The sequence below is a fragment of the Streptomyces sp. NPDC042346 genome (assembly GCF_055581845.1).
Genome location: NZ_JBVJEH010000004.1, coordinates 152,791 through 165,264 on the forward strand (window position 1 = coordinate 152,791; position 12,474 = coordinate 165,264).

Genomic DNA, 12,474 nt, shown 5'->3' on the forward strand with positions numbered 1-12,474 from the left:
TATGCCCGGAGGGCCCTTTGAAGTTCGTCAGCCGCGCCCAGTGGGGTGCCCGCCCGTCCCGCTATCCGCTCGTCTACATCGGCAGCACCCGGGGCGTGAAGATCCACTATGAGGGCACGCATGTGCCCGAGTCCCTCGGCCGCCCGGACGCACACGACCAGTGCGCGCCGCGCGTCCGCGCGATACAGGCGAGCCACCTCGCCAACGACGAAGAGAACTACAGCGACATCGCGTACAACGCGCTCGTCTGCCCGCACGGCTACGTGTTCGAGGGCCGCGGCGCGCACCGCAAGACCGGCGCGAACGGCACGGCGGCACTGAACACCGGGCACTACGCGGTGTGTGCGCTGCTCGGCAGCTCGGGACTGACCGAGCCGACCGACGCGCAGCTCGCCGGACTGCGCGACGCCGTCGAGTGGCTGCGCCACGACGGCGACGCCGGCGCCGAGATCAAGGGCCACCGCGACGGACACCCGACCGCCTGCCCCGGCGGGCCGCTCTACGCATGGGTGCAGCGCGGCGCCCCGCGCCCGGGTGGCGGGGGGAACACCGGCACGCCCGCCCCGAGGTACGAGCCGTTCCCGGGTGCCGAGTGGTTCAAGCGCACCCCGCGCTCGCCGATCGTCACGGCCATGGGTCGCCGACTCGTCGCCGTCGGCTGCTCGGCCTACCGCGACGGCCCCGGCCCGCAGTGGACCGAGGCGGACCGGCACAGCTACGCCCGTTGGCAGCAGCGTCTCGGGTACCGAGGCACCGATGCCGATGGGTGGCCCGGCCGTAAGAGCTGGGACGCCCTCAAGGTCCCCAAGCTCTGATCACCCCGTCCTCGCCCCGCCCGCGCCGCGGGCGGGGCGTCCCGTTTTTCAAGAGAGGAACCCCTCATGACCGACGCTTCCCGCCGGACCCTCCGCACGCTCGTGCAGACCTCCCTCGCGCTCGCCGTCCTGCTGCCCGCCATCGTCGACGCGTCCGGCATCCCGGCCACTCTGCCGTGGGTCGCCGCGGCGCTCGCCGTCGCCGGCGGCACCGCCCGAGTGATGGCGCTCCCGGGCGTGCAGTCCCTGCTTCCGTCATGGCTGCGTACGGCCCCGACCCGTGACGACGAGCTGCTCGCCCTCGACCGGGACGGGCGCCAGTGACCGACCCGACCCCAAGCGACGTCGCCCTCGAACTTGAACGGCTGCGAGCGACCGTCGAGACCGGGTTCGCCAAGGTCGACGGATCTCTCGCCCTGCTCGTGCAGCGGTCTGACCAGACCGACGCCCGCCTCGCCGACCACGAGAGCAGGCTCGATGCCCTCGAAAAGAGCCGGTGGCCGCTCCCGAGCGTCCTCGCCGTGGTCGCCGTGATCGGCCTCGCCCTCACGGTGTGGCAGACCGCCACCCGCTGAACGCACCGCGCCCCCTGTACCCGGCCGAGGTCGGGTACAGGGGGCGTCATCTGTCGTTGTGCGGGCACGCGAGAGGGCCCTCGACGGTGCACTCGTCGAGGGCCCTCTGCTCGGGGTCACCGTGCGTGCGGCCTATGCGGGCACAGGCACGGGAGGTGCTCCCCTTCCTCCGCCGCCCGCCCCCGCGTGGGAGACATGGGTATCTGGGCGGGCGGGGTGGCGTGCGTGCCGCGCGCGAGCATGTCGTCGACGCTCGCCGGGGCCGACCGTGACCCGTACCGGGATCGGGTCACGCCAGCAGTAACAGGTGTAGATCTGCCCCTCGGTGTCAGGCGGCGGGGTCTCGGCGTGGAGGGGGCCGGGAATCGACGCGTAGATCGCGACGAGCACGAGCACTCCGAGGCTCGCGAAGATGATCATCAGTCCGAGTAAGGCCCGGTCGGTGTCCATCACCATCCCGCTACCTCGCTTACGGCGTCGCGCGGGCAGACGAACAGGCCGAGGCGCTCGCCCAAGGCGAACGTGAGATCTCGCGCCGTCTGCTCGGTCAGTTCTACGAGCGGCACAGTGTCGAAGTGGAGCCAGACGCCGCCCGGCATCTCGGGGCGTCCTGCGGGCGATACCTCTACTTCGGTCGGGCGGATCACGCCGCCGCCTCCCTTCCGGGGTCAACGAGCATGAACGACACGACCTTTGTTGCCGCCTCGGTCAGGCGCACGTCCCAGTGATCGGCGAAGCAGTCGACCATGAGCAGGCCGCGACCGTGCTCGTCGCGAGAGTGGTGATCCACCGGGATGAGCTTCGGCATCTCGTAGGGGTTCTCGTCTCGGACCAGAACGCTCACGCGTCCCTGCCCGAGGGTTACCTCGACGGTGATCAGCGGCGTACGCCCATGCAAGTAGGCGTTGGTGACCACCTCGGAGGTGCAGACTCGCGCTCGCTCCGCGAGCGGGGCGTGCTGCCCCGAGCGAAGAATCGAGACCACCCAGTCACGCGCGATCTTCGGCGTGGTGGACAGGCTCGGAGCGGTGAGGCGGTAGCTCGCGCCCGTCACGGGCGGTGGTGCGGGAGGTGCTAAGACTGCGTTCTTCATTCGTCGTCTCCCTACGCGGCGGTATGAGCTCGCGCTCGCCATGCGTGGCATTGGCCGTCCCCCGGGGCACACCAACGGCGTGCGCTACGGCTGCACTTCGGGCTTACTGGCGCGGCGCGGTGCTGCCCTGGACTGTAGGGGGCATACATGCCCCGGGGCAAGGCTGCCCCCCTCTTCCGGTACTACGAGGTGGACCCAAGGCACGGTTACGCGGCAGACTCGGGTCAACGACAGGGGAAGGGACCAATGCCACCCAGGGAGAATCCGACCGCGAGGCAGCAACGGCTCGGCGCCGAGCTGCGGAAGCTCCGCGACCGAGCGGGCAAAACGGCGCGCGAGGCGGCCGCCCTCCTGTCGACTGACCAAGCCAAGATCAGCCACATCGAGGCGGGGAAAATCGGCGTAAGCGTGGAACGCATTCGGCGCTTGGCCACGCTCTATCAGTGCGACAACGAGCCTTTGATCGATGCGCTTTCCGCGATAGCCCTGGAACACCGAGGGCAACATTGGTTCGACGACTACCGGGGCAAGCTCGACCCTGCTTGGCTGAACATCGCCGAGTTGGAACACCACGCCGTTGCCATGCGCTCGATGCAGAGCATCACATTCCCCGGGCCATTCCAGACCGAGAATTACGCGCGCGCTCTGTTTTCCGGTGTCACGCCGAAGCTGCCCGAGGATGAGGTAGAGGCTCGCGTCGAGCACCGCTTGAAGCGGTTCACGATCTTCGAACGCGAGGAGGAGACGGGCGCCCCTCCGCCGCCGCAGTACACAGCCATCATCCATGAGGCCGCCCTACGTATGCGCTTCGGCGGACGCAAGGTGGTTCGCGAGCAGCTTGAATACCTGATCGAGGTTTCCAAGCTGCCCACCGTGCACATTCGAGTAATCCCTTTCACGAGCGAGGATTTCATCGAAGTGACACAGCCCGTCCTGTATGCAAGCGGTTCGGTTCCCGAATTGGACACGGTGCAGATCGACAGCGCTTTCGGCGGTCGCTTCCTGGACGCCGAGGCTGAATTGAAGAAGTACCGCACCCTGCTCGACATCGCCGAGCACGCTTCACTCGATCTGGAAGGATCGAGGCAGCTAATCCACCACATCGCTAGGGAACTGTGAGACCAAGGGAATGAGCGCATCCCCCATCAAGTGGCAGAAGTCCTCTTTCTCCGGAGGCGGCGGAGAGAACTGCATTCACGTAGCGGAGAACGAGACGGGCGCGATCTTGATTCATGAGAGCGACGAGCCGGGGGTCGTCGTCACGACGACCCGCGAGAACCTCGCCGCGTTCATCGCCGGCGCCAAGAACGGCGAGTTCGACCACCTCATCGCCGGGGTTGAGGTCGACGACGCCGACCGAGCGCTGAGGTAGGACCCAGCAACCCGTAGCAACGGTGCCCCCCGACCGCCTCGGTCGGGGGGCACCTGCATATGCCAATCCATGCCGGGCGACAAGTATGCCCCGGTGCACACTTGCCGCCCTTTCCCACGTAGCAGTACGGTCGCTCTGCGTCGCAGCGAGAGGTCGATCTCGGCAAGACCGTGCCTTTTGCTGCGGAAATCTCCCCTTTCGCACTCCTGTTGGGGAGATCCCCCGAGGGTTGCCCCTCGCCGGCGGCGACCCTAGCCGGCGCCGGCGAGGGGCAACTATGGCACCAGTCCGGAGGTCCGGCGTATGGGCGCGGCAAGCGGTGTGATCACCGTCAACGGAGCAAGGTTGTCCGTCGGCCGGCTGGCTGAGATGTCCGTAGGCGCGGGGTTCGCGCTCTACGTGCTGCGGTACCCGACTTCGACATCCCGTAAGGCCGTGCCAGCTTTCGCCCCGCGCGTCTTTCCGACCGCACGCGAGGCCATCCGTGCCATACGTGTGCAGGTGCGCGGGGCCCACGTGTTCGGCATGACCCCGGGCGAGATCGAGCGGGCGATCGAGTGGGTCGAGGACGGATGGATCACGGCCCTCGGTCTGCTGAACGCGGGTGAACGGTGCGGGTTCAACGTGGTGTTGGGGAACGGTGCGCTCGCCGAGTGGTCGGTGCAGCCTCTGCGGTACCTCGAAATCCGCGTGCCTGACTCGCCCCGCCACAACGAACACGGCCCGAGGCAAACGGAATTGAGCTCATGAGTACGCAGATCATCGCCGACCACCCCGCGTGGAGTGCGACCCCCAAGGGCGAGCAGGCACGCGTCGTCGAGCACCAGGGCGACGCATGGCTCGCCGTGTGGAACCCGCATGACGAACACCTTGCCCTGTGGGCCGTTACGGGTGACGCCGCCGCCGAGCAGCCGCTCGTCGACTACACGTCTCCGATCGAACTGCCCGTCGCTCCCGAGGAAGCCGTGCCGCTGCTCGACGAGTTGGTGCGCTTGGGTTCCGTGGCCCGCCTCACCAACCCCTCGTTGTGGGACGCGATCGTTACGGCAGTCCTCCGCCAATCCACCGGGCAGGCGCGGCAGCGACACCGCTCGTTCTACGCGGCGTACGGACGCGGGTTCGTGACGTCGGCCGGCGAGTTCGCCATCGCGCCGACGCCCGAGGTCGTCCTCGCCCTTTCCGACGACGGGTTCGCCGCCGTGGGCGGGACGTTCAGCCGCGCCGCCCTGCGCGCCGCCGCCGAGGCATTTCTCGAACACGGCGAGCAGTGGGCGACCCTCGCCCCCGAGAGCCTGGCCAAGGAACTCGGGGAGGTGCCCCGCATCAGTCCGTGGACCGCTGCCACGGCCGCCGCCGACTTCACCGGGGACTTTTCGATCTATCCGGTCGCCGACCTCGCCGTGCGCACATGGGCCTGCGCGGCGGCCCCCGGTCTCACCCTTCCGAGCTCCGACCGCGAGTTCGAGGCCCTGTGGCGCCGTTGGGCGCCCACGCGCGCCCAACGGCACGCGCTGACCCTGTTCACGCTCGCCTACGGCAGTCATAGGTCGCAGGGGCGCGGGTAGCCAGAGGTCGGACCCATGAGACTTCCGCCCGCGCACGGAGCGCACGGCGGAACGCACCACCGACGAAACAGCCAAGATCACGAAGGAGATCGCATGGCCACGGCGGTACAGCCTTGGGGCATGGGGCGCTTAGCTCCGTACCCCCACACGATCGAGTTCCCGTTCGCCCGGACCGAGATCGACCCCGACTCGCAGGTGACGCGCTACTTCGACGCGGACGGGCGGCGCGTCGAGATGGGGACGCACGGCACGAACAACTCGACGTCGTCCTCGACCTCGACCGGTGCGGATGGCGGCGGCGCGCAGCCGCCCGCGCCGGCGGACTCGGACTCGATCGACGACACCGCGTCGGACTGACATGACCGACTCACCGGTTCTCGTCATCACGGCACTCGGTGACGTCACGGCGGATCTGGTGGTGAGCGAGCTGTACGACCGGGGTGTCCCGGTCGTACGGCTCGACCCGGCCGCCGACTTCCCCGAGCCCGCCCGGATGAGCGCACGGATCGGAGCCGACGGGTTCGCCGGCGATCTGACCACCGGGACCCGCCGCCTCGACCTCTCGGCCGTCCGCTCCGTCTACTGGCGACGCCCCACCCCGTACGGTGACCCCCGACAGGCCGAGACCCCCGAGCAGCGATTCGCCGTCGAGCAGTCCCGCGCCGGATACACAGGCGTACTGACCGCGCTTCCCGACGCGCTGCACGTGAACCACCCCGTTCGGAACCGAGCTGCCGAGTACAAGCTCGCGCAGCTCGCCACCGCCGCCCACCTCGACCTGGCCGTGCCTGACACGCTGGTCACGAACAGCGCCGAGGACGCCCGCGCGTTCGCGGCCGAGCACGAACGTGTGATCTACAAGCCCGTGCACGGCGTACACCAGCGAGGTGCGGACGGCAGGAACCGAACCATCTGGGTTCGCTCCGTTCAGGCCGACGAACTCGACGACTCGATCGCTCTCTGCCCACACCTATTTCAGGCGTGCGTACCGAAGATCGCCGACATCCGCCTCGCGGCCGTCGGCGGCGAGCTGTTCGCGACGCGCATCGACACAGTCGGCGACCACCTCGATTGGCGACAGGATCAACGCCTGATCACCTGCTCGCCGATCTCGGTCCCCTCCGCCGTCGGCGACGCGGTCCGTTCCTACCTTCATGCGTTCGGGCTCACCTTCGGGGCTTTCGACTTCGCCCTCGATCGCGAGGGCCGATGGTGGTTCCTCGAATGCAACCCGAACGGACAGTGGGCATTCGTCAACGAAGACACGAGCCGCGCCATCGCGAGCGCGCTCGCCGATTCCCTCCAGAAGGGCACCCCCGCATGACCGCTGACACCGCCGCGTCCCTGCGTCGCCGGCTCGTCGAGCAGCTCGTCGACGACGACACGCTGCACGATGCCGAAGTGCGCCGCGCGGCCGAGTCCGTCCCTCGCGAGGTCTTCCTCGGCTCCGCGATCTACAAGCCGAGCCCGCCCCCGGGCGTCACCGTGTGGACGCCCGTGCGCCGCGACGACGTCCCGGCGGAGGAGTGGTTGCGCCTCGCCTACCAGAACGAGACATGGGTGACGCAGCTCGACAGGGTCCTCGCCGAGCACGCCACCGGGCCCGTGACCGGTGGCACCCCGACGTCGTCCTCGACCCTCCCCGGCGTCATCCTGTGGATGATCGAGCAGGCAGGCGTCGCCCCGGGAAATCATGTGTTGATCATCGGCGCGGGCACCGGCTACTCGACCGCCTGCGTCTCCGAGATCGCCGGCGAGGGGACCACGACGGCGATCGAGACCGACCCGGACGCCGCAGAGCGGGCGCGGAAGGCCCTCGCCGAGGCCGGGTACGCCCCGACGCTCATCACAGGCGACGGGCTGCGCGGCCATGCCGACGACGCGCCGTACGACGTCGTGATCGCGTTCTGCTCGATGCGTCATGTCCCGTACGGACTGCTGCGGCAGATCAAGGCCGGGGGAACCCTGCTCGTCACGCTCGCAGGATGGGGGTTCGGTCACGGGCTCGTGCGCCTGACCGCCGACGGCGAGGGCGGGGCGACGGGCCGATTCCTGCCCGGGTACACGTCGTTCATGATGGCCCGGTCGCACGACCGGCCGCCGCACGGCCCCTTCGAACTGCTGCCCGGCGAGGAACGGCCGAGCCGGATCGACCCCGCCCTGCTCGACGACTGGTCCGGTCGGTTCGTGGCGCAGCTCGCCGCCCCGTCGGCCGAGCGGCTCGGGATGGGGGCCGAGCAGATCCTGCTCGACGTCGCCACGGGCTCGCAGGCTCGAACCCGGCCGAACGGGACCGGCGGGTGGACCGTGACACAGCGAGGTCCCCTCAAGCTGTGGAACACCGTCGAGGACGCGGTCGCCATGTGGGAGAGCCACGGCTCGCCGCACCTGTCCGAGTTCGGGATGACGATCACGCCGGGCACCGAGCAGGTGTGGCTCGGCGCCCCGGACGGTCCGAGTTGGGCACTGCCCATCTAGTCGACCGTGGACAACTCCGCCCGCCGCGCCCTTCCTCCGAGGGCCCGGCGGGCGGCGCGCTTTCGCGGCGTCAGTCGGCTTGCTCCGTGGGCTGTTCGATGTCGACGCCAAGGTGCCTGTGCAGGTCGTACCGCGACACCTTGTACGCCCGCCCGTGGCGCAGGACCCGCACGGGGTACCGACCCATCCGGGCGAGGTGATAGCCGGTCGTCCGACCGAGGTGCAGCGCACGGTTCGCGGTTTCCAGCGGGACGGCGACCGGAAGCGTCATCAGCTCGTCGTGTGTCATCCCCTGTTCTGCGGTGCTCATCATTGGCCCCCTGTGACATCGGTGTGCACGTCGGCCCGTTGGTGCCGATCAATGCCTAGATCAGCAACGTACGATCAAGAGTGGCGCTTTGCAACAGACAAAGCTAGCTTTGCGATATGCACAATCACCAAACAGCGGGCGATGTCGTCGCCGTACAGATCCGCCGGCACCGCGAGCGCCTCGGCATGAACCGCGATGAGCTCGCCGCCGAATGCGCCCGCCTCGGTCGCCCCGACCTCACATATGCCGTGATCGTCAGCATCGAGACCGGCCGATCCGGCGGCGGGGGCAGGAAACGCCGTCCGGTGACCGTCGATGAGCTACTCGTCTTCGGCCTCGCCCTCGCCACGCCCCCGTTGCTCCTGCTGCTCCCCCTTGGGAGCGAGGCAGCAGTGCCCACCGTCCCGGCCGCCGACCCGCGCGACCCGTACACGGTGTGGCAGTGGATGACTGGCGAGGCGACGCCGACGCTCGACGGCCCGATCGACGGGCGGTACGTCACCGACTCCCGGCAGATCGCCGGAACCGGTCAGACATGGGCCGCAGCGTGGGCCACGGCGGCCTATCCCGCCTCTCTGTACCCCGAGTTCGAGCGGCGGCGCGCAGCCGTCCACAGGGCGTACCTGCGCACCGAGGCCAACCAAGCGAAGGGAGGTGATGCCGAGGCAGAGACCGACTATCTGCACCGTCTCGAAGAACTTGCACGCCATATCGACGACATGGTGCGCGCGGGCCTCAAGGTCCCCGCCCTACGACGTCATCTGATCGAGGACATGAGGGGGCTCGACATGCTCGACAGCCCCGACTCAGTCACACCGGAGGAATAGGACGAGATGAACGGAACGATCACCAAGCGCTGCGGATGCCGTGATCCGCAGACCGACAAGCAGCTCGGCGCAGCGTGCAAGAAGCTGTCGCAGCGAGCGCACGGCGTTTGGAGCCTGGTTCAGGAACTGCCGCCCCGCGAGGACGGCACCCGACGCCGCTTCCGCCGCAGCGGATACAAGACCAAGGGCGACGCACAGACGGACATCAACGCGCTCGCGGCGCTGCTGGACATCGCCGACAAGAAGTCCGACCCCGAGGGACGCCGCCGCATAGCCGACTTGCTCGAAACGGTGTCGGCGAGCGGCGAGGACATCCCGGACTACGACGAGACGAAGCGTCGCTTCGCGACCGGGCAGTCTCTGACACAGCACATGACGGTCGCCGAGTGGCTCGACGCGTGGCTCGCCGGTAAGAAGGCACTCCGCAAGAGCGGCGAGACCCGGTACGAGGTCGACATCAGGTGCCACCTGAAACCCCACATCGGGCACATTCGCCTCGACCGCCTCACGGTGCAGCACCTCGACGAGATGTTCGCCGGGATCGCCGAGGCCAACGCCGACACTCACGACGCGAACGTGCAGCGCCGTGCGGCGCTCGACGAGCTGAAGACGATCCCGTGGAAGGGACTGGAGAACCGCGGCCGCCGAAAGTTCCTCAAGGACGCCATTGACGCGATGCCGCCGTTCCGCCGGATCACCGGACCATCGACTCAGAAGCACATCCGCGACACGCTGCGGGCCGCGCTGAACACCGCCATCGCGCGCGGGGCGATCACCTTCAACCCCGCGTCGTACGTCGAGCTCACCCCGGCCAAGCGACCCAAGGCGATGGTGTGGACGCCCGAGCGGGTCGACGCATGGGTGCGGACCGGCGAGCGCCCCTCGGCGGTCATGGTCTGGACACCCGAGCAGGCCGGACAGTTCCTCGACTTCCTCGCCGAGTCGAAGCACCGACTGCTGCCGCTGTTCCACCTGATCACGTTCCGGGGTCTGCGGCGCGGCGAGGCGTGCGGCGTCCGGTGGGCTGACTACTCCGCAGAGAGTCGCTCGATGACCATTGCCACACAGCTCGTACAGGACGGATGGGAGGTCATAGAGAGCCTGCCCAAGACCGACAGTGGCGAGCGCGTGTTCTCGATCGACGAGTACACCGCCGAGGTGCTCGACGCGCACCGGACCAAGCAGGCTGCCGAGCGCTGCCAGTGGGGGCCCGCGTGGATCGAGTCGGGCCGGGTGTTCACCCAGGAGGACGGCGAGCGGATTCACCCCGGTTGGCTGACCGACCAGTTCGAGCGGCTCGTCGACCTCTCCGGACTGCCGCCGATCCGGCTGCACGATCTACGGCACGTCGCCGCCTCGCTCATGCTGGCCGCCGGTGTCGACGTCAAGATCGTGTCCGAGACCCTCGGGCACAGCGACAGCCGGATCACCCGGGACATCTATCAGTCGGTCATGCCCAAGGCCGCCGCCGAGGCTGCCGAGGCGACAGCCGCCATGGTTCCGCGCGGGGCGTCTCGACTGCCCAAGCAGAGGCCGGTCGAGCAGGCAAACGAGCAGGATGGCCTCACGACGGCCTCACATGAGGGCGCGAAGATCATCGCGTTCCGCCCCCGTCTCGTCGGGGCATGAAAAAACCCCAGGTCACGGCGAGTGAGTCCTGGGGTAATTCCGAGCCGCCTTCGGGATTCGAACCCGAGACCTACGCATTACGAGTGCGTTGCTCTGGCCAGCTGAGCTAAGGCGGCTTGCCGTGCAGACCCATGTTGGGTGCAGCAGCGCCGCCAAGTCTACACAGTTTCCTGGGGTGCTCCGACCACCCCTGGATCACGCCTGTGAGCAGCGCTTTCCGTCCTGTGGAGGAGTGCCTTCCAGGAGGTAGGCGTTGATGGCCGCGTCGATGCAGTCGCTGCTCCGGCCGTACGCCGTGTGGCCGTCGCCCTCGTAGGTCAGGAGGGTGCCGGAGGAGAGCTGGCCGGCCAGGGCCTCGGCCCACTTGTAGGGGGTGGCCGGGTCGCGGGTGGTGCCGACGACGAGGATCGGGGCGGCTCCTTCGGCGGTGATGCGGTGCGGGGTGCCGGTGGGCCGCGTGGGCCAGTAGGTGCAGTTGAGGGCTGCCCAGGCGAGGCCCTCGCCGAAGACCGGGGACGCCTTCTCGAAGGACGGGACCGCCTTCTCCGCGTCGGCGGGCCCTGCGTAGGCGGCCGGCAGGTCGAGGCAGTTCACGGCGGCGTTGGCGTCCATCAGGTTGGCGTACGTGCCGTCCGCCTCCCGCTCGTAGTAGCTGTCGGCCAGGGCCAGCAGGCCCGAGCCCTCGCCGCCGATCGCCCGGGTGAGGGCCTCCCGCAGCTGCGGCCAGGCCCCCTCGTCGTACATCGCCGCGATCACGCCCGTCGTCGCGAGGGACTCGCCGAGCTCGCGGCTCTCGCCCGTCGGCACCGGCTTCGCGTCCACGTCGCGGAAGAACGCCCGCAGCGCCTCGCCGGCCGCCGCGACCGACTCCGTGCCGAGCGGGCAGTCCGCCGTGCGGATGCAGTCGGCGGCGAAGGCCCGGAAGGCGGTCTCGAAGCCGGCGGTCTGGTCGCGGTTGAGGTCGAGCGCCGACAGGGACGGGTCCATGGCCCCGTCGAGGACCAGGCGGCCGACCCGGTCGGGGAAGAGCTCGGCGTACGTGGCGCCGAGGAACGTGCCGTACGAGGCCCCCACGTACGAGAGCTTCTCGTCGCCGAGCACCGCCCGCAGGATGTCCATGTCACGCGCCGTCTCGACCGTGGAGACGTGCGCCAGGACCTTCCCCGAGCGCCTCTCGCAGCCCGCCGAGAACTCCTTGAACGCCGCGCTCAGCGCGTTGGTCTCCGCCGCGTCGTCGGGCGTCTGGTCCACCTGCGTGTACGCGTCCATCCGCGGGCCCGTCAGGCACTCGACCGGCTCGCTGCGGGCGACCCCGCGCGGGTCGACGGCCACCATGTCGTAGCGGGCGCGGACGGGGGCGGGGTAGCCGATGCCCGCGTACCCCTGGAGGTAGCCGACGGCCGAGCCGCCGGGCCCGCCCGGGTTGACCAGGAGCGAACCGAGCCGCTTCCCCGGGCCCGTGGCCCGGGCCCGCGAGACCGCCAGCTCGACGTCGCCGCCGTCCGGCTTCGCGTAGTCGAGCGGGGCCAGCAGCGTCGCGCACTGGAAGCCCGGCACACCGCAGTCGCGCCACGTCGGCTTCTGCCCGTAGTACTTCTTCAGCGCCTCGCTCCCGGCCGAGGCGGAGGCCCGGGCGGCGGCCGATGTCGTCGTACGGGACGCGGCGGCGTCGCTTCCGCCCGTGCAGCCGGAGAGGATCAGTCCGGCGGCCGCGAGGGCCGTGGCGGACGTACGGAGCAAACGCCTGGAGTCCATTCCCGGAGCGTATCCGGACGAGTACGGACCGTGTCCAATCGCGTGGGACGCCTGT

General features: G+C 69.3%; 16 protein-coding genes and 1 tRNA gene. 12 read left to right on the top strand and 5 right to left on the bottom strand.

The annotated features are described in order from the left end of the window. The first annotated feature begins 17 nt into the window (after positions 1–17). From ACZ6K0_RS18510 to ACZ6K0_RS18520, 3 genes are all read left to right on the top strand, one after another. Positions 18–815: a peptidoglycan-binding protein gene (locus ACZ6K0_RS18510; protein WP_469230833.1), complete on the top strand. Its 798-nt coding sequence runs from the start codon at positions 18–20 to the stop codon at positions 813–815. Between the two features lie 66 nt (positions 816–881). Continuing rightward, positions 882–1,139: a hypothetical protein gene (locus ACZ6K0_RS18515; RefSeq protein WP_469230834.1), complete on the top strand. Its 258-nt coding sequence runs from the start codon at positions 882–884 to the stop codon at positions 1,137–1,139. Beyond that, positions 1,136–1,390: a hypothetical protein gene (locus ACZ6K0_RS18520; protein WP_317875461.1), complete on the top strand. Its 255-nt coding sequence runs from the start codon at positions 1,136–1,138 to the stop codon at positions 1,388–1,390. Before ACZ6K0_RS18515 ends, ACZ6K0_RS18520 begins: the two co-directional genes overlap by 4 nt. A gap of 449 nt (positions 1,391–1,839) precedes the next feature. Here the strand turns inward: ACZ6K0_RS18520 and ACZ6K0_RS18525 are convergent, their stop codons facing one another. Both ACZ6K0_RS18525 and ACZ6K0_RS18530 read right to left on the bottom strand, forming a co-directional pair. Beyond that, a complete protein-coding gene (locus ACZ6K0_RS18525; RefSeq protein ID WP_317875459.1) occupies positions 1,840–2,037 on the bottom strand; it encodes a hypothetical protein in 198 nt (65 codons plus the stop codon). Next, positions 2,034–2,483 carry an ATP-binding protein gene (locus tag ACZ6K0_RS18530; protein ID WP_317875458.1) on the bottom strand — a complete coding sequence of 150 codons (450 nt, stop codon included), beginning with the start codon at positions 2,481–2,483 and terminating at the stop codon, positions 2,034–2,036. Before ACZ6K0_RS18530 ends, ACZ6K0_RS18525 begins: the two co-directional genes overlap by 4 nt. A 246-nt stretch (positions 2,484–2,729) precedes the next feature. Between ACZ6K0_RS18530 and ACZ6K0_RS18535 the strand changes: the two genes are divergently transcribed. The 7 genes from ACZ6K0_RS18535 to tgmC all read left to right on the top strand — a co-directional run bounded on the left by ACZ6K0_RS18535 (position 2,730) and on the right by tgmC (position 7,898). Further along, positions 2,730–3,602, top strand: coding sequence for a helix-turn-helix domain-containing protein (locus ACZ6K0_RS18535; protein WP_317875457.1), 873 nt, complete (start codon positions 2,730–2,732; stop codon positions 3,600–3,602). Positions 3,603–3,612: 10 nt separating this feature from the next. Next, positions 3,613–3,855 carry a DUF397 domain-containing protein gene (locus tag ACZ6K0_RS18540; protein WP_317875456.1) on the top strand — a complete coding sequence of 81 codons (243 nt, stop codon included), beginning with the start codon at positions 3,613–3,615 and terminating at the stop codon, positions 3,853–3,855. Between the two features lie 303 nt (positions 3,856–4,158). Further along, positions 4,159–4,605, top strand: a complete 447-nt coding sequence (locus ACZ6K0_RS18545; RefSeq protein ID WP_469230838.1) for a hypothetical protein — start codon at positions 4,159–4,161, stop codon at positions 4,603–4,605. Beyond that, entirely contained in the window at positions 4,602–5,420 is an 819-nt protein-coding gene (locus ACZ6K0_RS18550) for a DNA glycosylase family protein (protein WP_469230839.1), read from the top strand. The genes ACZ6K0_RS18545 and ACZ6K0_RS18550 overlap by 4 nt, the downstream gene beginning before the upstream one ends. A 93-nt stretch (positions 5,421–5,513) precedes the next feature. Next, complete coding sequence (tgmA, locus tag ACZ6K0_RS18555) at positions 5,514–5,777, top strand: putative ATP-grasp-modified RiPP (protein WP_317875453.1); 264 nt, start codon at positions 5,514–5,516, stop codon at positions 5,775–5,777. Between the two features lies 1 nt (position 5,778). Next, the gene (gene tgmB / locus ACZ6K0_RS18560; RefSeq protein WP_469230841.1) at positions 5,779–6,744 is read left to right on the top strand and encodes an ATP-grasp ribosomal peptide maturase; all 966 of its coding nucleotides are present in this window, start codon (positions 5,779–5,781) and stop codon (positions 6,742–6,744) included. Next, the gene (gene tgmC, locus ACZ6K0_RS18565; protein WP_469230843.1) at positions 6,741–7,898 is read left to right on the top strand and encodes an ATP-grasp peptide maturase system methyltransferase; all 1,158 of its coding nucleotides are present in this window, start codon (positions 6,741–6,743) and stop codon (positions 7,896–7,898) included. The genes tgmB and tgmC overlap by 4 nt, the downstream gene beginning before the upstream one ends. A 70-nt stretch (positions 7,899–7,968) precedes the next feature. Here tgmC and ACZ6K0_RS18570 read toward each other — a convergent pair whose 3' ends face one another. Then, positions 7,969–8,208: an integrase gene (locus ACZ6K0_RS18570; RefSeq protein ID WP_469230845.1), complete on the bottom strand. Its 240-nt coding sequence runs from the start codon at positions 8,206–8,208 to the stop codon at positions 7,969–7,971. A gap of 116 nt (positions 8,209–8,324) precedes the next feature. Here ACZ6K0_RS18570 and ACZ6K0_RS18575 point away from each other — a divergent pair, with 116 nt between their 5' ends. Then, positions 8,325–9,035: a hypothetical protein gene (locus ACZ6K0_RS18575; protein ID WP_469230847.1), complete on the top strand. Its 711-nt coding sequence runs from the start codon at positions 8,325–8,327 to the stop codon at positions 9,033–9,035. A 6-nt stretch (positions 9,036–9,041) separates the two neighbouring features. After that, positions 9,042–10,664 (top strand): tyrosine-type recombinase/integrase, encoded by a 1,623-nt coding sequence (locus ACZ6K0_RS18580; RefSeq protein WP_469230849.1) that lies wholly within the window; start codon positions 9,042–9,044, stop codon positions 10,662–10,664. 42 nt (positions 10,665–10,706) lie between these two features. Here the strand turns inward: ACZ6K0_RS18580 and ACZ6K0_RS18585 are convergent. Next, positions 10,707–10,780: transfer RNA gene (locus ACZ6K0_RS18585), tRNA-Thr, on the bottom strand. 79 nt (positions 10,781–10,859) lie between these two features. Next, the gene (locus ACZ6K0_RS18590) at positions 10,860–12,419 is read right to left on the bottom strand and encodes an alpha/beta hydrolase (protein WP_469230851.1); all 1,560 of its coding nucleotides are present in this window, start codon (positions 12,417–12,419) and stop codon (positions 10,860–10,862) included. Positions 12,420–12,474: the final 55 nt, after the last annotated feature.